Source organism: uncultured Tateyamaria sp., from assembly GCF_947503385.1.
Classification (GTDB): domain Bacteria; phylum Pseudomonadota; class Alphaproteobacteria; order Rhodobacterales; family Rhodobacteraceae; genus Tateyamaria.
In genome coordinates this window covers 701297-716619 of sequence record NZ_CANNDO010000002.1, presented here as the reverse complement: position 1 = coordinate 716619, position 15323 = coordinate 701297, and the positions used below count along the sequence as shown (strand labels likewise).

The following is a 15323-nucleotide window of genomic DNA, read 5'->3' as shown; positions in this document are numbered from 1 at the left end:
CGCAGGGGCCTGACGACACCAGCACCGACTGTCCTGAAACCGCATCTCAAGCGTTGATTTCCTGAATGACAGAAAACCCTTCAAATGTCGGACTGCCAACGTGCAGCTTGGCGGTCTGGCCTGCACCCTTGTGCGCGGCGCGGAACGCGTCGGACCGGGTCCATGCGCGAAAGGCCGTTTCGGACGCCCAAACGGTGTGCGAGGCATAGAGCCGCGTGCCGTCGTTGGCCTCGGGGCCTTTGAGCATGTGAAACGCGACAAATTCGTCCATCATCTTGAGGTGGCTGTCGCGGTCCAGCCACAGGGCCTCGAACGCGTCGGCGTTTTCAGTTGTGACGGTAAATCGGTTCATGGCGATGAACATAATCGGTCCTTTCGTGGTTCAGTGGGCGCGGTGAGCGGCGGCTTTGGTCCCGGAGGTTGCCATTCTGCCTGTGCGCCGCCGATCCCACGTCGGGGTTATCACGCTTGAGGCAAAGCGTATGTCACAGGCTTTCCAGAAAACGGATCAGGGCCGCCCGGTCCGGTGGGGCCATGTCGATGACGGATTGCTTGTGGGGTTCAGCCTCGCCGCCGTGCCACAGCACCGCCTCAAGCAAACTGCGGGCACGTCCGTCATGCAGGAAATACGTGTGACCAGACACCTGTTCCGTCAATCCAATGCCCCAAAGCGGCGGTGTGCGCCATTCCTGCCCGGTGGCGCGCGCCTCGGGCCGGTCATCTGCCAGTCCCGGTCCCATGTCATGCAGCAACATGTCGGTGTAGGGCCAGATCAATTGAAAGCTCTGTTCGGGTTGATCCGCGAGGCGGTGGGTCACGTGTTTGGGTGTGTGGCAGGCGATGCAACCGGTTTCATAAAACACCTGTTTGCCGCGCAACACCTTGGGATCGTCCACATCCCGGCGTGCAGGGACGCCAAGATTTGAGGAGTAAAACGCCACAAGGGCAAGGCCAATATCGCCAATCTCGACGGCGTCATGCGCGTCCGAATTGCCATCGGGTGCGGCGCGACAGCGATCCTGTGCCACCGAACAGTCGCCATACCCTGCGGGGTGCAGCGTGGTCGAGATGCCGATATCGCCGGAAAAGGCGCTTGCGGATTGTTCCAACACCGACGGCTTGCCCGCCTTGAGGCCAAAACGGCCCAGCATCGGCACGTCAAAGGTGGTGGACATCACAATCTGCGCACGCCCCGAAATACCGTCGCCATCTGCGTCTTGCGCATCAGCACGGGCTAGGATGTCAGCCGCGGGGATCGCATCCAGCAGGCCCAGCCCGATCATTTGCGGTGCCACGCGGGGGCTGAACATCGCATCGGGATGTGGGGGTCCATAGCCGAGGCTGCCGAGGTCGTAAACCGGTGCCCGCAGGGCGGCCATTTCGCCACCCGACAAGAGTATAGTTTCCTCGGTATAGGTGATGCCGATCCGGGCTTCGGCAGGGTGGCCCGCGACCGAAAGATCCTGAATTTGCCCGCCATAGACCGGATCGGGCAGTGTGGCGAGGTAATCCGCAATCTCCGCAGGGGCGATGCCGCCGGGAATGGAGATGCGCATGAGCATGGACGCGCGACTGTCGTCCGGGCCTTCGGGCGGGTGTCCACGCCCGTCCTTGAGATGGCAGCGCTGGCAGGACCGTGCGTTAAACAGTGGGCCAAGTCCGTCGGACGCAAGCGTCGAAGAGGGCGACGACACCCACAGCTTCTTGAACAGCCCGTTCCCGACCCTGAAATCCAGCTCTCGTTCAAAGGAGATATTGGCCGAGGGCTGGCTAAAGGCATTGCGCGTGTCGGTGATGCGCACAGTCGCGGCACCCGCTGCGTTCGCCTCGAATGGCTCGGGTTTGGTAAAGTCGGTGGTGGGTGCGATGACCCTTGCGATACGGTCCGCTTCGGCGTCGGTTCGCGGTACAACGGACAGATGCAGGTCCGCCAACTCGGCCTTGGCCGCCGTCACAATGGACAAAAAGCTGAGTGCGAGGGTCGGGAGGAGGCTTGCGATCCGGGTCATAGTTTATAAATATACTCAGGAATTAGGGGGCGCGAGATGGACCGCGCCCCGGCTTGGGAAAGTGACCTGCGACATGCTGCCTCTGAAACGCGATCATCAAACGGTCCCGCCGCACCGCAGCCGCTTGTCGGCACAAGATGTGCGCTATCTCGACGATCTGCGCCGGGTGGCCATGGCCTGTCGGGTCAAACCCCGTGCGGACCTCTTTGAGGCGTGCGCGCTGTTGCAGGTCACGCGCGGTGCCACGCGCGCGGCCCATGCGGAGGCGCTGATGCGCGGCCTCAACGAAGCGCTGGGAAAACCCGCGCGCCTGCACGCGCCCGGTGCGGACGAGTTGACCTTTGACGAGATGTGGTTGCTGCAACTGGGCCGTGCCGTGGCGACAGGTGACGCCGCCAGCCTGACCTTCCTGTTGGGCCGCCGTGTATGCCCGGAGCACCGGCGGCTGGTACGATTTTTGGTGTCGCGGATCGTCGCGTGTCAGCCCCGCAGTTAGAATTATTCTAAAAACCCTTGCCCTCGGACCTTGGCTGCCTAAATTGCATGGGGCAAGCCAGCCGCAACCGCGTGCCAGCCAGCGTATCTGAACATGAGGGAGCTCGGGATGACCCAAACAGCAGTCGCGCTGTCCACGGACGCACGCACCGCAATCGCAGACGCGTTGAACCAGTCGGTGGCCGAAACGACCGTGACCACGATGATGGCGCAGAATTTCCACTGGAACGTGACAGGCATGGCCTTTGGCCCGCTGCACGACCTGTTTCAAAAGATCTACGAAGATCACTTTGTCGCGCAGGACGATCTGGCCGAACGGATCAAGGCGCTGGACGCCCACGCCGAAGGCACGCTGGCGGGGATGCTGAAGCGGTCCAAAGTGGGTGAACATGACGGCCATGCCACCGACCGCGAGATGATAAAGGCGATGCAGGGTGCGCAGGAAACGCTGGCGGCGACGCTCGCCGGGTGCGGCGCGATGGCGGCAGAACACGGTGACACGCTGACCGAAGATTTGTGCATTGCGCGCGGTCAAACCCACGAAAAATTCGCCTGGTTCCTGCGCGCGCACCTGAGCTAGGGGTTGGAGGCCGGATGGGCGGCTGCGTCCGTCCGGCGCCGGTCGTGTGACCGCAGCGTGACGCCCTGTGCCGCGCAGCACGGGGGCGCCGCCCGGACACCGTTGCCCTTGCCGCTGACACGGCAGGCCGCAACGACGATCTGGTACGGGTCCTTGGGGCATTCGGCAGCAGCAGGTTCGTCGAGCGCGACGCACTGGGCCTTCGTTCGTGACAGGCGCGCCTTTGGATATGCCCATGTGTGCGTCACCCGCGCGGTTCGGGACAAAGGCGTAGGTTAGGATCAGCATGTCGCCGCCTTCACGATTGAGCGTCGTGGGGATGCAGGAATAATCGCGCGCGCCAGACCGGGCAGGGCTGCCCACGCGGCGGTCAGGGCCGTGCATGTGCAGTCGTGGATCAGGCGGCATCGCGCACGGCGGCAACGGGTTTTGCCTTTTTCTTCATGCACTTGCGCATGTAGCGCGCGGCCCAGTGACGGTATTTCCCCATGTGCGACTGCTGGCCCACCAGCATCTCGACAAAGGCCGCGCGATGCTTGTCCTTTTTGAGCTGCTTGAACAGAGATTTTTGCGCCTTGGTCATCGAACAGCCGATGCAATGGCCGTCGCGCTTGAACTTGCACACGTCGATACAGGGGCTTGGGGTCTTGGCCATCGGTCCTCGCGGATGTTTGGTTTCGCCGGGCTGGTAAAGTTTGATGCGCGCACCAACGTTGGAGGTGCCGGTGCGCGCCTGTGCCGCCCGTATCGTGCGCGACACATGCCGGAGGGCAACGCGGACGCAACCACCCCGGCAATGGCTTAGTGGAACACGGCGTCCGGGTTATCGAGGCTGTCGGAGCCTTCAACCGCGAACCCGGACACGCCAAGCGTGGACACGGCACGTTCGATCGAACGGGTTTGATCCACCAGCGCGTTCACAGCGCCCATGATCAGCGCCTCGCCCGCGTCATTGCCGCGTTCCAGCATCATGTCATAGGCAAAGCCCGCTTCGGCTGCGGTCTTTAACTCGGACATCTCCATCATGGTCGCGTCCAGCCGGGCGGTCAGTTCGGCATCGACACCCGCATCCGCCTGCGCCACGAGCGACGACAGGCTTGTCCCGCGGACGATGGTGCCGTCAATGCGGGTGTAGCTGCCCAGATACACATTGCGGATCCCCAGCGCGTCATAGAAGTGGCTGTTATGCGTGTTGTCGGAGAAGCAATCGTGCTCCTCCTCCGGGTCGTTCAGCATCACACCCAGCCGCATTCGCTCGCCAGCCTGTTCGCCATAAGACAAAGACCCCATACCGGTCAGTATGGAGGAGATGCCTGCATCTTCGTCTGCGGTCAGTTGGGCGCGGGCGTCCCCGCCATCCTGCCATTGCGCCGCCATCCATTCCAGATCGGACACCAGCAGCGTCGTTGCTGCCGTCAGATAGTCTGCGCGGCGGTCGCAGTGCCCGCCTGTGCAAGCGTCACCCGTGGCGTAGTCTGTCCAGGGGCGGTTGCCCGCGCCTGCGCCGTGGCCATTCAGATCCTGACCCCAGAGCAGAAATTCAATGGCGTGATAGCCGGTGGCGACGTTTGATTCCACGCCATCGGCCTCGTGCAACGCCCCTTCAAGCAACGCGGGCGTGATGTCAGAGGAATCCACGCGTTCCCCGGACAGGGTAAAAGTGGCGTTGGCCACCACGTTGAGCGCCGCATATTCGTTTTCATCCGTCGCATAGCCATAGGTCGCGTCGACATAGTCGATCAGGCCCTCGTCCAGCGGCCATGCGTTCACCTTGCCTTCCCAGTCGTCGACGATGGCATTGCCAAAGCGATACACCTCGGTCTGCTGGTAGGGGACGCGGGATGCCAGCCACGCCGCTTTGGCCGCTTGCAGCGCCTCGGCAGAGGGGGTTTCGGTCAGATCGGTGACCGCCGCCAACAACGCCTGCGCCGTGATCAGGCTGTCGGTGTATTTGGCCAGCGCGATGTCGGCGTAATTGTCCAGCACGGCGGCCTTGTCCGCATATGCAGGCGCGGCGGCCAAAAGCACAGTGCCCAGTGCCGTTGTGAATGTCAGTTTCATGTGTCGCGGTCCCTTGTTGGTTTTGCGCGTGACAGGTCAGGCAGTTAGTGAAGCCGCGTCAGGATGTGCGCGGCTTCGATGCGTTCGTGTGGATGCAGGTGGTGAATGCGGCGGGCACAGCTGCCCACTTCTCCGGCCAGTATGGCGATGTGTTCCGCGTGGGCCGGGCCCACCAGCAACGTGGCGATCAGGGCCGCGTCGTTGAGATGCCCGTCAGAGGCGGTGCGCACCAGATGGGCAAAAACACATTCGTCCGAACCCACACAGTTGCAGCCGATATCGTGACGGACCATCGGGCGCGAGGCGGTGGCCACGATCCGGCGCAGCAACGTGTCAAAATCGTCCCAAGCCCGCGCCGCCGCAGCGCCCGACAGCACTGTTTCGAATGCGGTTCGAATGCGCAGCTGGCCTGGTGGCCCCTCGCACCAGAGGCGCAGGTTAAGGACAAGGTCCGCTTCCCATGTGTCCATGCGGTTCAGGGCGGCAACCGCCGCGCCGCCGCGTCTGTGATGCTCCGGTGTCATTTTGTCAGGATCAGTTTTCCGGCGCGGGTGATGCGCAGATAGTAGACTTGACCGTCTAAAACGATGGAGGCCTGCGCGCCATCCTTGATCAGGTCGCGCGCGTCGTAGGTGTCGATCGGCGGCGCATCCGGGGCCGCAGTGGGGGCGGGGACCTGTGCCATGGCGTTCATTGCGCCCGCTCCAGATGATCCAGGGTCGGCTCCAGCGGCTGTTCGGCGCACAACGTCCCGTCTGCGGCACATATCAGCAATTCCTGACAACAGGGTCGGTCGCAACAGGATGGGGCGGGTGGCTTTGGATCGGGCTGGTTCACCGGCTGTTGTTCTCGGGTCATGTCTCACCTCCAGTAGGAACGGGGTGTCCGGGCTGCCCGAGATCGGGGTGGCTGAGACTCGCTTGGATTTATGCTGACTGTTTTTGTCGGAAACGTCAATCCTGACAATATCAGTAAGATAAGAAAAGGCGCGGCAGAGCGCCGCGCCTTGACCCGATCCGACAGGGAGGTTGGGGTTACTTCCAGCCGACTTCGTTAAAGATTTTCTGGGCCTTGGGCACGTTATTGGCGATGGTTGTCGCGTCCAGATCATCCGGCTTGAACATGCCGAGGCTGGCCACCGACGCGCTGATACCAACGCCCGGAACGGCGGGGTATTCGTCATTGCCAGCCGAGAAATACTGCTGTGCTTGATCGCTGGCGAGGTATTCCATGAACTTGATCGCGTTGTCCTTGTTGGGTGCGTTTGCGGCGACGCCCCCGCCCGACAGGTTCATATGCGCGCCTTCGGCGTCCTGCGCCGGAAAGACCCAGCCGATATTGGCGCGGGCGTCGGCGGGCAGGCCGTCAACGTCTTTGCGCACCGCGCGGGCGAAATAGTAGGTGTTGGAGATCGAGATGTCGCACTCGCCCGACACAAGGCCGCGCAGCTGATCGGTGTCGCCGCCCTGCGGGTCGCGGGCAAAGTTGTTCACGACGCCTTCGGCCCAGCTTTTGGCGGCCTCTTCGCCATGATTGGCGATGACGGAGGCCAGCAGCGTTTGCGAATAGACGTTGGTGGACGAGCGGTGGCAGACCAGACCTTCGTAGGCCGGGTCGGCAAGGTCGACATAGGATTTCGGCGGGTTGGTCACGTCGGCCTTGTCGTAAAAGATGATCCGGGCGCGCTGGCTGAAGCCAAACCACTGGTTGTCTTCGTCTTGCAGGTAAGCCGGCACGCGTGCCTCAAGCACATCGCTGTCGATGGATTGCAGCACGCCCGCATCCTTGGCGCGTTCAAGGCGCGACGTGTCAACCGTCAGCAGGATGTCGGCGGGCGAATTGACGCCCTCGGCTTTCATGCGCTCGATCAGTTCGTCGGCCTTGCCTTCGATGCGATTGATGGTGATGCCCGTGGCTTCGGTGAAGTCAGAATAAAGCCGTTCGTCGGTGTCGTAGTGCCGCGAGGAATAGAGGTTCAACTCGCCTTCGGCGGCGGCGGTGGTTGCGATGGCCGCCACGGTCAGCGCGAGGATGGAGGTCTTGGTGTTCATAGGGTGTCTCCCGGTCAGTAATATCTTACTGTTTTCGTCAGCTACACGATCTGACGGCTATTGCAACCCTTCCTGAGTAAATTACTCAGCTTAATGTCGCAAATCCTGAGTTTTTCTATCAACAAGGATCAACCAAGCCGCGGCATGGTCATCAGACCGAATGTCTATCGGACCTGCGCAGAGGTGTGGCAGCGGTGGGGCAGGGTGGGAAATGGTTCGTGCAGCCGGTTGCGGCAGGTGCGCCCGATACGCCGCGCATCTGCTCGCTTGCGTTGGATGTTTGCGGCATGTGGTGTCTGCGCGCACAGGGCCTAACCGCCATACCGCTCAAGAAACGCATCAGCATCCAGAGCGCGGAAATCACCCAACGCGGCGCGCAGTGCTGTATGGGGCCAGTCCCACCAAGCAAGGGCGATAAGGCGGTCGGCGACAGGCTTTGGCTGGCGGCGGCGCAGCACCGTGGCCGGTGTGCCTGCGACGATGGTGTAAGGGGCCACATCACGCGTTACGACCGCGCCTGCCGCCACCACGGCACCATCGCCCAGCGTCACCTCGGGCTTGATCATCGCGCCTGCGCCGATCCACGTATCATGGCCGATACGCGCAACCCGTGATCTGCGGTGCGCAAAGAAATCTGCGTCTCGCCCGGCGTCGCCCCAATAATCGTCGGACCGATACAGGAAATGGTGACAGGACGCGGTGTGCAGCGGGTGGTCCGTCGCGCCGATGCGGACAAAGGCGGCGATATTCGCAAACTTGCCCACCTGCGCGTTGGCGATGTCCGCGTAACGGTCGCAATAACTGTAGTCGCCCATGGTCGTATTGGCCACGCGGCTGCCCCGCCCGATTTCGACATATGCGCCGAAATGGCTGTCGGTGATCTCGCAATCGGGGTGAAGGACGGGCGCGTCCGCGGACAGACGTGCCATCACCCGTTTCTCCCGATCAGCTTGCCGCGCAGCCAACCCGAGAACCAGTCCATGAACATCACCATAGCGACGATCAGAACGATGTAATATGCGACCTCTTCCCAGTCCTTTTGGGTCTGAATGGCTTGGGTGAGCATCAGTCCGATACCGCCTCCGGTGATGGCACCGATGATCGTGGCGGATCGTGTGTTGGATTCGAGGAAATAGAGGATTTGCGCCAGCAATACCGGCACCACCTGCGGGATGACGCCAAAGCGGTAGCGTTGCAGCGGCTTGGCCCCGGTGGAGGACACGCCTTCGATCTGCTTTTGATCGACGTTCTCCAGCGCTTCGGAGAAGATTTTGCCAAAGGTGCCGGTGTCGGTGATCAGGATGGCCAGCGCACCTGTCAACGGGCCAGGCCCGAAGGCGCGGGCCAGCACGACTGTCCAGATGAGCGCGTCCACCCCCCGCACAAAGTCGAACACCCGCCGGGTTGCCGCCCGTATCAGCAGAAGCGGCGAAAACCGCCGTGCCGCCAGAAACGCGAGCGGCAGGGCGATGATCGCCGCACCCATCGTGCCGAGGAACGCCATCAGGATCGTTTCACCGATGGCCCAAGCCACGTCCTTGTGCCGCCACATCGCGTTGTTCCACCAGTCCGACAAGGCCCCCGCAACGTTGCCGCGCGTGGGATCGAGACGATCGCCAAACAGGATCGTGGCCAAGCCGTGCCCGTGATAGGGGCTGTCGAGCGTGAACCAGAACAATTCCCATCCGGGGAAATAGTTGAACACTTCGGTCCGGGCGCCGGTGAGTGTGATGCGGCCTTGCGGCGTTGTGATGCCCACCCGGCGGTCCGAGGCAGAAATCCAGTCCGGCAGGTCATCCGGCAAATTTGTCGTCAGGCTGCGGCCCTTGGCCTGCACTTCGATCAGGGGAAAACCGGGGATCTCGACCGCGGTCCGGTTGTCCGGCAGGTAGCGCACTCTGTGGCCCGCGCCGAGGTCTATGGTAAGGATGTCATCGCCGGTGACCCAAGCCGGGCGCGTGCCTTTGGGGTAGCGGCCCTTGCGCTCGCCCTCCACCGCGTAGGTGATTTGGCCGGTGCGATTGTCCCGCGTGACGTGCACCTTGTGAGACCAGCTGTCTGACGCCAGCGTGACCGCATTGTCCAGATTGGCGCGCTGCGCAAGGCCCGCAAGATCAAAGGCAAAGAAGATGTAGGTGAGATAGAGCGCGACCACCGCCGGGATGCCAAAGGCGATCAGGCGCTTGCGCACAAAGCGTTTTTCGGCCTCGTGTTTGGTAAGATTCAGGTCTGTTGTTGTCATTGGCCATGCCCCTCGGTCAGGCGATTGCGATAGCGGCTGGACAGCTGGTCAAAGAAAACGATTGTGCCAAAGAGCAGGATAAATATGGCGCCCGCCTCGTCGAACCGTCCGGGGCCCCACGCCATGGCATTGCGCAATTCGTAGCCAAGCCCGCCCGCACCGACAAAGCCAAGGATTGCGGAGGCGCGAATGTTGATCTCGAACCGCAGCAGGGCGTAGCTGACGTAATTGGGTGCGACTTGCGGCAAGACCCCCAGCAACATGCGCTGGGACCATGTCGCCCCGGTGGAAGCCAGACCCTCGACCGATTTGAGGTCGGCGTTTTCGGCCACTTCGGAAAACATTTTGCCAAGCGCGCCAGCGGTGTGGATGGCAATGGCAATCATCGCGGGCACCGGCCCACCGCCAAGAATAAAAATCAGCACCAGCGCGATGACGATCTCGGGCACCGCCCGCATGATGTCCGACAGGCGGCGAAAGAGCGGGATCAGACGTGGCCATCTGGCAAGGCCCCGCGTGCCCAGCAACGACAAGAACAGCCCGCCAAGTGCCCCGATCAGGGTCGATACGGCGGCGATGTTGATTGTTTCGACAAGGGCCGGAAAATACTTGACGATCAGGCCGGGAAGATCGGCGCGTTTTGCCCATGCTTCGGACAACACATCCGCCGGATAATCGCCGATCTGGTGCAACCCCTCCCAAAAGCCGCCCGCATTCCGGTCGTCGGCAATGTTGAAGCCGGACACCATCAACACCACGAAGATGAGCAATGTCAGCCCACCGTAAAGCCTGCGGCGCTGAACCTGCGCCATATAGCTGGACTGAATGTCGTCCACGCGCTGCGGCGCACCGCTCAGTGATATATCTGCCATCCCGCCCCCCGGACAAAGAAATACCGGCAGCCCCTTGCGGGGCCACCGGACACGTCATCGAAATATCTTAGCCGCCGATCTTGGCTTTGCGGGCTTCCACGATGGAGATGTAGGTCTCGTGCGTTACCGGCTGGAACCCCAGCGTGTCGCCCGCGGCCACACCGTAGGCGCAGTCGGCATCGCGTTCGTGCAGGCCGTCAACCAGCGCGGTCATGGTGGCGCGCACATCCGCTGGCAGCGCCTTGCGCAGCACCACCGGACCCTCGGGGATCACGTTCGATTTCCAGATTTGCACCATGTCGTTCATATCGACGAGGCCCGCATCCACAGCCTTGCGCAAGGCGCCGGAATTGTAGCCGTCTTCCCAATTGCCCTGACCGTCGGCCCACGTGACGCCGCCGTCGATGTCACCGTTGTTCACTGCGACGATGGTCTGCTCGTGACCGCCGGTGAATTTGACCTCACCGAAATAGTCGCCGGATTCCATGGTGATGCCGTCTTTGTGTTGGGGGATCTCGATGGAGGGGATCAGGTAGCCGGAGGTGGAGTTCGGGTCGCCAAAGCCGAACACTTTGCCTTCCATGTCATCCAGCGAGGCGATGCCGCTGTCAGCGCGCGCAAAACCAATTGAATGATAGCCGATGGAGCCGTCAACGTTGACCTTGATCAGCACAGGTTCGACCGCTTCGGGGTCTTGCAAATAAGTCGCCGCATAGGAAGAGGCCCCCAGCCACGCCATGTCGATGGTGCCGCCCAGCAGGCCTTGGATCACACCGTTGTAGTCAGCCGGTGCAAAAAGCTTGGTTTCGACGCCAAGCGCTTCGGTCGTGTAGTCCGCAAGGCACTGGTATGAATTCATCCGGTCCTGTGCATTTTCACCACCAAGGATGCCGATGCGGAATTCGGTGATCCCGTCGGCAAGGGCCGCCGTGCTCAAAGCGGTCGTGGCGGCTAGGGCCAGTGCGATGGTTTTGGTCATTGGTCTCTCCAGTTTTGGTGTGCCTTTTTGGCCGTGCGGCACAATCGGGCAGGTCGGTAAATGGCCCCGCAGGCGTGCAGGCATGGGCACCGGATCAGGCATAGGCCCCCGCGGCGCAGGTGGTTTGCCGATCCAGTGTTTCGATTTCGGTGGATGTGGCGGCTTCGGAAAAATCCGCGCCCGCGCCGTAGATGTCGCGTGCGACGCCGGTGGTCAGTTGCGCAGGCGTGCCGTCAAAAACGATCCGTCCGTCGCGCATCCCGATCACGCGATCACAGTAGCGCCGCGCGGTGTCGAGCGTGTGCAGGTTGGCGATCACCATGCGCCCGTCTTCCTCGTGGATGGTGCGCAGCGACTGCATCACTACTTGCGCGTTCATCGGATCAAGGCTGGCGATGGGTTCGTCCGCGAGGATAATCTTGGGGTCCTGCATCAGGGCGCGGGCGATGGCGACGCGCTGCTGCTGACCACCTGAAAGTGCCTCGGCGCGTTTGGGCGCCTGATCCGCGATGCCGAGGCGGTCGAGGATTTCGATCGCGCGGTGGATGTCCGCCTGTGGGTAGAGGTTGAACATCGTGGCGAGCGTGGACCGGCTGTTCAATGTGCCATGCAGGACGTTGGACACGACATCCATCCGGGGCACGAGGTTGAACTGTTGGAAGATCATCGCGCAGCGGGATTGCCAGTTGCGTTTGGCCGCACCGCGCAGTGCCGTGATCTCTTCGCCCTCATAGGTGATTGATCCCGTGGTCGCGTCGCTCAGCCGGTTGACCATGCGCAGCAGGGTCGATTTTCCTGCCCCAGAGCGTCCGATGACCCCGATCATTGTCGGCGTGCCGACGCTTATGTTGGCGGCATCCACTGCCGTCTTGTCCCCGAACCGCTTTGTCAGCGCGTCAATGTTCAGCATGTCACCCCCGGTGTTTGGGAGGCGCGTAGTGGGCCAAGGCGACAGCCACGTGACGGATTTGATTCAGTTTCTTTAACGTCAGACGACGGAAATGTGACGCAGGCGGGATCGTCAGCGGTCAAGTGCCCGAAATATTTGGGAAACGCACCGCGCGGGGCAAAGTTATCCCCAGCGCGTCATAAACCTGTTACATAACGAAAAAGCAGCCGCTAAGCTCATCCCATGTGTTTTCGTTTCACCGCCACCCTGTCGATGTTGTTATCCGCGCCCGCGCTGGCCCATGCGTCGATGGCGGATGTCAGCTGCGATGACAGTGCCCGTATGACACATACGCTTGAGGTTCTGGGGGCCGAGCGGCAGGGCATGGGGCTGCGTGATCCCGAGACTACGCTTGAGGTTTGGGTGACCCGCAGAAACGGCGACTGGATGATTGTGCAGACCTACACCAATGGCAGCTCGTGCATCATCGCGATGGGCGCGCATTGGGAAGACGTGGCGCCGGGTCCGACCTGACAGCCGGTTGGACAGGGTGCGCCCCCGTGTGCCTTCAGGCAATGGCCCCGCTGCGTCCCGCGTTCCGCCCCGAAAAGATACATCCCCCAAGGAATGTGCCCTCAAGCGCGTTATAACCGTGATAGCCACCGCCACCGAAACCGGCGACTTCTCCGGCGGCAAACAGGCCCGGCACAACCGCGCCGGTTGCGCCGATCATCTGGCTGTCGAGGTTCGTCTGCAACCCGCCCAACGTCTTGCGGGTCAGGATGTGCAGCTTGACCGCGATGAGTGGCCCGTTGGCAGGATCAAGGAATTTGTGCGGCTTTGCGGTTCGGATCAGCCGGTCCCCGCGATAATTGCGGGCGGCATGGATCGCCATCATCTGCGCGTCCTTGGAAAACGGGTTGTCCACTTGCGCATCCCGCGCTTCGATCTGGGCGCGCAGCTTGGCTTCGTCGATCAGGTTGCCGCCCGCGATCTGGTTCATGCCCCGCACCAGCGCGCCAAGGTCGTTGGCGACAACGAAATCTTCGCCGCGTTCTTTGAACGCCTCTACGGGACCGGTGGCGTTCTTGCCTGCAAGGATGCGTTGTTTGATCACCTCGGACCATTTTTTGGACGTGAAATCCGGGTTCTGTTCGGACCCGGACAGTGCGAATTCTTTTTTGATGACCTTCTGGGTCAGCACGAACCAACTGTATTCGTAGCCTGTTTTGAGGATCTCGCGCAGCGTGCCCATGCTGTCAAACCCGGGCAGGGCAGGCGGGGCAAAGCGGTTGCCTTCTGCGTCGAACCACATTGACGACGGTCCCGGCAGGATGCGGATGCCATGCGCGGGCCAGATCGGGTCCCAGTTCTTGACCCCCTCGGTGTAGTGCCACATGCGGTCGCCATTGATGACATGGCCGCCCGCGGCCTCGCTGATGCCGATCATGCGGCCATCGACATGCGCGGGCACGCCGGCCACCATCTCTTTGGGTGCGGGGCCAAGGCGGTCGGTGGGCCAGACTTTGCGCACCATCTCGAAATTGCCGCCGATGCCGCCAGAGGTGACGATGACCGAGGGTGCGCGCAGGGCGAAATCACCGACCGGGTCGCGATTTGTCTTTTGTCCCCGCTCTGCGGTGTCGTCGGCAAGGATGGTGCCGCTGACACCCTTGGCCGCGCCGTTTTCCATATCAATCCGGTCGACCTGATGACGGAAATAAAAGGTGATACGGCCTGCGCGTTCGTGTTCTTCGCAGCGGCGCACAAAATGCTCGATGATGCCGGGGCCGGTGCCCCACGTGATGTGGAACCGGGGCACCGAATTGCCGTGGCCATTGGCAAACCCGCCGCCGCGTTCCGCCCACCCCACAACCGGGAACCACCGCAACCCCATGCCGTGCAGCCATTGCCGCATCTCACCGGCGGCAAAGTCGACATAGGCTTCGGCCCATTTGCGCGGCCAGTGATCTTCATCACGGTCAAACTGGGCGCTGCCCATCCAGTCGTTCAGGCACAGCTCTCGGCTGTCGCGGATGCCCATGCGCCGCTGTTCAGGCGTGTCGATCATCAAAAGACCGCCCAAGGACCAGAATGCCTGCCCCCCCAGAAACCTGCGCGGCTCCTGATCGACGATGACGACCTGTTTGCCCCGGTCCGCCAGTTCCGCGGCGGCGGTCAATCCGGCAAGGCCGGACCCCACGACAATCGCGTCAGCCTGATCCATAAGCCTGCTCCTTTAACTGCGCCGGAACCACGCCACAAAGGGCGCGGCAACGAAATACATTGTGATGCCGTAGACGCCCGAGGGCAGGGCCATGGCGCTGAACCCTTCGGACTGACCGGAAATGAGGGCGGCCAAGGTGATGCCCAGAGTGGCATTCTGGATACCGGTTTCGATGCTGATGGTCTTGGCCTGATCCCAGCTGAGCGCAAGCGCGCGGGCAATGCCGAGACCGATAAGTAGGAGTGCCACATTCAGCGTGATCAGGGCTGGGCCCAGCGTCGGCAGGTTGGCGGTAAAGACGTCCCAGTTGCCCGCCAGCGCTGCCAGCACGATAACGACAAACAGCACCGTCGCGATGCCCGACAGGATCGGTTCCACATGCTGGGCGACACCGGTGGCAAAGTGACGAAACGCGACACCGATTGCGACAGGCAGCGTGGTGATCAGAAACACGGCAATGGTCAACGACGCGACCGATACGTCCGGTGCGGCATCACCCAGAAAATGCACAACGGCCCACGCGGTCAGGGCGGGCACGGTCAACAGGCTCAGAAGGCTGATCACCGCTGTCAGTGACACCGACAGGGCGACGTCGCCCCGCGACAGCTTGGCCACCATATTGGAGGTCACGCCGCCGGGGCAAAAACTGAGCAGCATAACGCCAACGGCAAGCTCTGCGGGCAGGCTGAACACAGTCACCGCGGCCAAGGCCGCCAGCGGCAACAGGACCACCTGAGCGATTGCACCGATGGCAAAGGCCTTTGGCGCTTTCAGCACGCGGGCAAAGTCGGCGACAGTCAGGCCCACCCCAAGGCTGAGCATGATGATGGCCAGCGACAGTGGCAGCACCACATTGATCAAAATGTCCATGACGTCCTCCCTGACGCAACGATAGTCACGGCACGCTCGGCGGCGCAA

General features: G+C 62.2%; 19 protein-coding genes. 3 read left to right on the top strand and 16 right to left on the bottom strand.

The features are described 5' to 3' along the window. Positions 1-46: 46 nt before the first annotated feature. Positions 47-364: an antibiotic biosynthesis monooxygenase gene (locus Q1A85_RS09640; RefSeq protein ID WP_299687787.1), complete on the bottom strand. Its 318-nt coding sequence runs from the start codon at positions 362-364 to the stop codon at positions 47-49. Positions 365-485: 121 nt separating this feature from the next. Beyond that, positions 486-2009 (bottom strand): di-heme oxidoredictase family protein, encoded by a 1524-nt coding sequence (locus tag Q1A85_RS09635; protein ID WP_299687784.1) that lies wholly within the window; start codon positions 2007-2009, stop codon positions 486-488. Between the two features lie 73 nt (positions 2010-2082). Here Q1A85_RS09635 and Q1A85_RS09630 point away from each other — a divergent pair, with 73 nt between their 5' ends. Further along, complete coding sequence (locus Q1A85_RS09630) at positions 2083-2505, top strand: hypothetical protein (protein ID WP_299687781.1); 423 nt, start codon at positions 2083-2085, stop codon at positions 2503-2505. Between the two features lie 108 nt (positions 2506-2613). After that, positions 2614-3084, top strand: a complete 471-nt coding sequence (locus Q1A85_RS09625) for a DNA starvation/stationary phase protection protein (RefSeq protein ID WP_299687779.1) — start codon at positions 2614-2616, stop codon at positions 3082-3084. Here Q1A85_RS09625 and Q1A85_RS09620 read toward each other — a convergent pair. From Q1A85_RS09620 to phnC, 12 genes are all read right to left on the bottom strand, one after another. After that, a complete protein-coding gene (locus tag Q1A85_RS09620; protein ID WP_299687776.1) occupies positions 3081-3332 on the bottom strand; it encodes a hypothetical protein in 252 nt (83 codons plus the stop codon). The genes Q1A85_RS09625 and Q1A85_RS09620 overlap by 4 nt on opposite strands. A gap of 149 nt (positions 3333-3481) precedes the next feature. Next, positions 3482-3739, bottom strand: a complete 258-nt coding sequence (locus Q1A85_RS09615) for a DUF1289 domain-containing protein (RefSeq protein WP_299688585.1) — start codon at positions 3737-3739, stop codon at positions 3482-3484. A gap of 146 nt (positions 3740-3885) precedes the next feature. Next, positions 3886-5145, bottom strand: coding sequence for an imelysin family protein (locus Q1A85_RS09610; RefSeq protein WP_299687773.1), 1260 nt, complete (start codon positions 5143-5145; stop codon positions 3886-3888). Positions 5146-5189: 44 nt separating this feature from the next. Then, positions 5190-5669, bottom strand: a complete 480-nt coding sequence (locus tag Q1A85_RS09605; protein WP_299687770.1) for a hypothetical protein — start codon at positions 5667-5669, stop codon at positions 5190-5192. Next, positions 5666-5839: a hemin uptake protein HemP gene (locus Q1A85_RS09600; RefSeq protein ID WP_299687767.1), complete on the bottom strand. Its 174-nt coding sequence runs from the start codon at positions 5837-5839 to the stop codon at positions 5666-5668. Before Q1A85_RS09600 ends, Q1A85_RS09605 begins: the two co-directional genes overlap by 4 nt. Beyond that, complete coding sequence (locus tag Q1A85_RS09595) at positions 5836-6003, bottom strand: hypothetical protein (protein ID WP_299687764.1); 168 nt, start codon at positions 6001-6003, stop codon at positions 5836-5838. Before Q1A85_RS09595 ends, Q1A85_RS09600 begins: the two co-directional genes overlap by 4 nt. A gap of 176 nt (positions 6004-6179) precedes the next feature. After that, a complete protein-coding gene (locus tag Q1A85_RS09590) occupies positions 6180-7196 on the bottom strand; it encodes an extracellular solute-binding protein (protein WP_299687761.1) in 1017 nt (338 codons plus the stop codon). 311 nt (positions 7197-7507) lie between these two features. Then, positions 7508-8125 carry a DapH/DapD/GlmU-related protein gene (locus Q1A85_RS09585; protein WP_299687758.1) on the bottom strand — a complete coding sequence of 206 codons (618 nt, stop codon included), beginning with the start codon at positions 8123-8125 and terminating at the stop codon, positions 7508-7510. Then, the gene (phnE, locus tag Q1A85_RS09580; protein ID WP_299687756.1) at positions 8125-9438 is read right to left on the bottom strand and encodes a phosphonate ABC transporter, permease protein PhnE; all 1314 of its coding nucleotides are present in this window, start codon (positions 9436-9438) and stop codon (positions 8125-8127) included. The genes Q1A85_RS09585 and phnE (Q1A85_RS09580) overlap by 1 nt, the downstream gene beginning before the upstream one ends. Beyond that, entirely contained in the window at positions 9435-10310 is an 876-nt protein-coding gene (gene phnE / locus Q1A85_RS09575) for a phosphonate ABC transporter, permease protein PhnE (protein WP_299687753.1), read from the bottom strand. Before phnE (Q1A85_RS09575) ends, phnE (Q1A85_RS09580) begins: the two co-directional genes overlap by 4 nt. Before the next feature lie 67 nt (positions 10311-10377). Beyond that, the gene (gene phnD, locus Q1A85_RS09570) at positions 10378-11289 is read right to left on the bottom strand and encodes a phosphonate ABC transporter substrate-binding protein (protein WP_299687750.1); all 912 of its coding nucleotides are present in this window, start codon (positions 11287-11289) and stop codon (positions 10378-10380) included. Positions 11290-11383: 94 nt separating this feature from the next. Beyond that, positions 11384-12199, bottom strand: coding sequence for a phosphonate ABC transporter ATP-binding protein (phnC, locus tag Q1A85_RS09565; protein WP_299687747.1), 816 nt, complete (start codon positions 12197-12199; stop codon positions 11384-11386). Positions 12200-12421: 222 nt separating this feature from the next. On the opposite strand from phnC, the gene Q1A85_RS09560 reads away from it, so the two are divergent. Then, entirely contained in the window at positions 12422-12712 is a 291-nt protein-coding gene (locus tag Q1A85_RS09560) for a hypothetical protein (RefSeq protein WP_299687744.1), read from the top strand. A gap of 34 nt (positions 12713-12746) precedes the next feature. On the opposite strand, the gene Q1A85_RS09555 is transcribed toward Q1A85_RS09560, so the two are convergent. Then, positions 12747-14405 carry an FAD-binding dehydrogenase gene (locus tag Q1A85_RS09555; protein WP_299687742.1) on the bottom strand — a complete coding sequence of 553 codons (1659 nt, stop codon included), beginning with the start codon at positions 14403-14405 and terminating at the stop codon, positions 12747-12749. Between the two features lie 12 nt (positions 14406-14417). Then, positions 14418-15275, bottom strand: coding sequence for a bile acid:sodium symporter family protein (locus Q1A85_RS09550; RefSeq protein WP_299687739.1), 858 nt, complete (start codon positions 15273-15275; stop codon positions 14418-14420). Between the last annotated feature and the right edge of the window lie 48 nt (positions 15276-15323).

Coding starts and splice junctions, on each gene's coding strand:
- Q1A85_RS09640 (WP_299687787.1), bottom strand. CDS start 364: ATGTTCATCGCCATGAACCGATTTACCGTCACAACTGAAAACGCCGAC.
- Q1A85_RS09635 (WP_299687784.1), bottom strand. CDS start 2,009: ATGACCCGGATCGCAAGCCTCCTCCCGACCCTCGCACTCAGCTTTTTG.
- Q1A85_RS09630 (WP_299687781.1), top strand. CDS start 2,083: ATGCTGCCTCTGAAACGCGATCATCAAACGGTCCCGCCGCACCGCAGC.
- Q1A85_RS09625 (WP_299687779.1), top strand. CDS start 2,614: ATGACCCAAACAGCAGTCGCGCTGTCCACGGACGCACGCACCGCAATC.
- Q1A85_RS09615 (WP_299688585.1), bottom strand. CDS start 3,739: ATGGCCAAGACCCCAAGCCCCTGTATCGACGTGTGCAAGTTCAAGCGC.
- Q1A85_RS09610 (WP_299687773.1), bottom strand. CDS start 5,145: ATGAAACTGACATTCACAACGGCACTGGGCACTGTGCTTTTGGCCGCC.
- Q1A85_RS09605 (WP_299687770.1), bottom strand. CDS start 5,669: ATGACACCGGAGCATCACAGACGCGGCGGCGCGGCGGTTGCCGCCCTG.
- Q1A85_RS09600 (WP_299687767.1), bottom strand. CDS start 5,839: ATGAACGCCATGGCACAGGTCCCCGCCCCCACTGCGGCCCCGGATGCG.
- Q1A85_RS09595 (WP_299687764.1), bottom strand. CDS start 6,003: ATGACCCGAGAACAACAGCCGGTGAACCAGCCCGATCCAAAGCCACCC.
- Q1A85_RS09590 (WP_299687761.1), bottom strand. CDS start 7,196: ATGAACACCAAGACCTCCATCCTCGCGCTGACCGTGGCGGCCATCGCA.
- Q1A85_RS09585 (WP_299687758.1), bottom strand. CDS start 8,125: ATGGCACGTCTGTCCGCGGACGCGCCCGTCCTTCACCCCGATTGCGAG.
- phnE (WP_299687756.1), bottom strand. CDS start 9,438: ATGACAACAACAGACCTGAATCTTACCAAACACGAGGCCGAAAAACGC.
- phnE (WP_299687753.1), bottom strand. CDS start 10,310: ATGGCAGATATATCACTGAGCGGTGCGCCGCAGCGCGTGGACGACATT.
- phnD (WP_299687750.1), bottom strand. CDS start 11,289: ATGACCAAAACCATCGCACTGGCCCTAGCCGCCACGACCGCTTTGAGC.
- phnC (WP_299687747.1), bottom strand. CDS start 12,199: ATGCTGAACATTGACGCGCTGACAAAGCGGTTCGGGGACAAGACGGCA.
- Q1A85_RS09560 (WP_299687744.1), top strand. CDS start 12,422: ATGTGTTTTCGTTTCACCGCCACCCTGTCGATGTTGTTATCCGCGCCC.
- Q1A85_RS09555 (WP_299687742.1), bottom strand. CDS start 14,405: ATGGATCAGGCTGACGCGATTGTCGTGGGGTCCGGCCTTGCCGGATTG.
- Q1A85_RS09550 (WP_299687739.1), bottom strand. CDS start 15,275: ATGGACATTTTGATCAATGTGGTGCTGCCACTGTCGCTGGCCATCATC.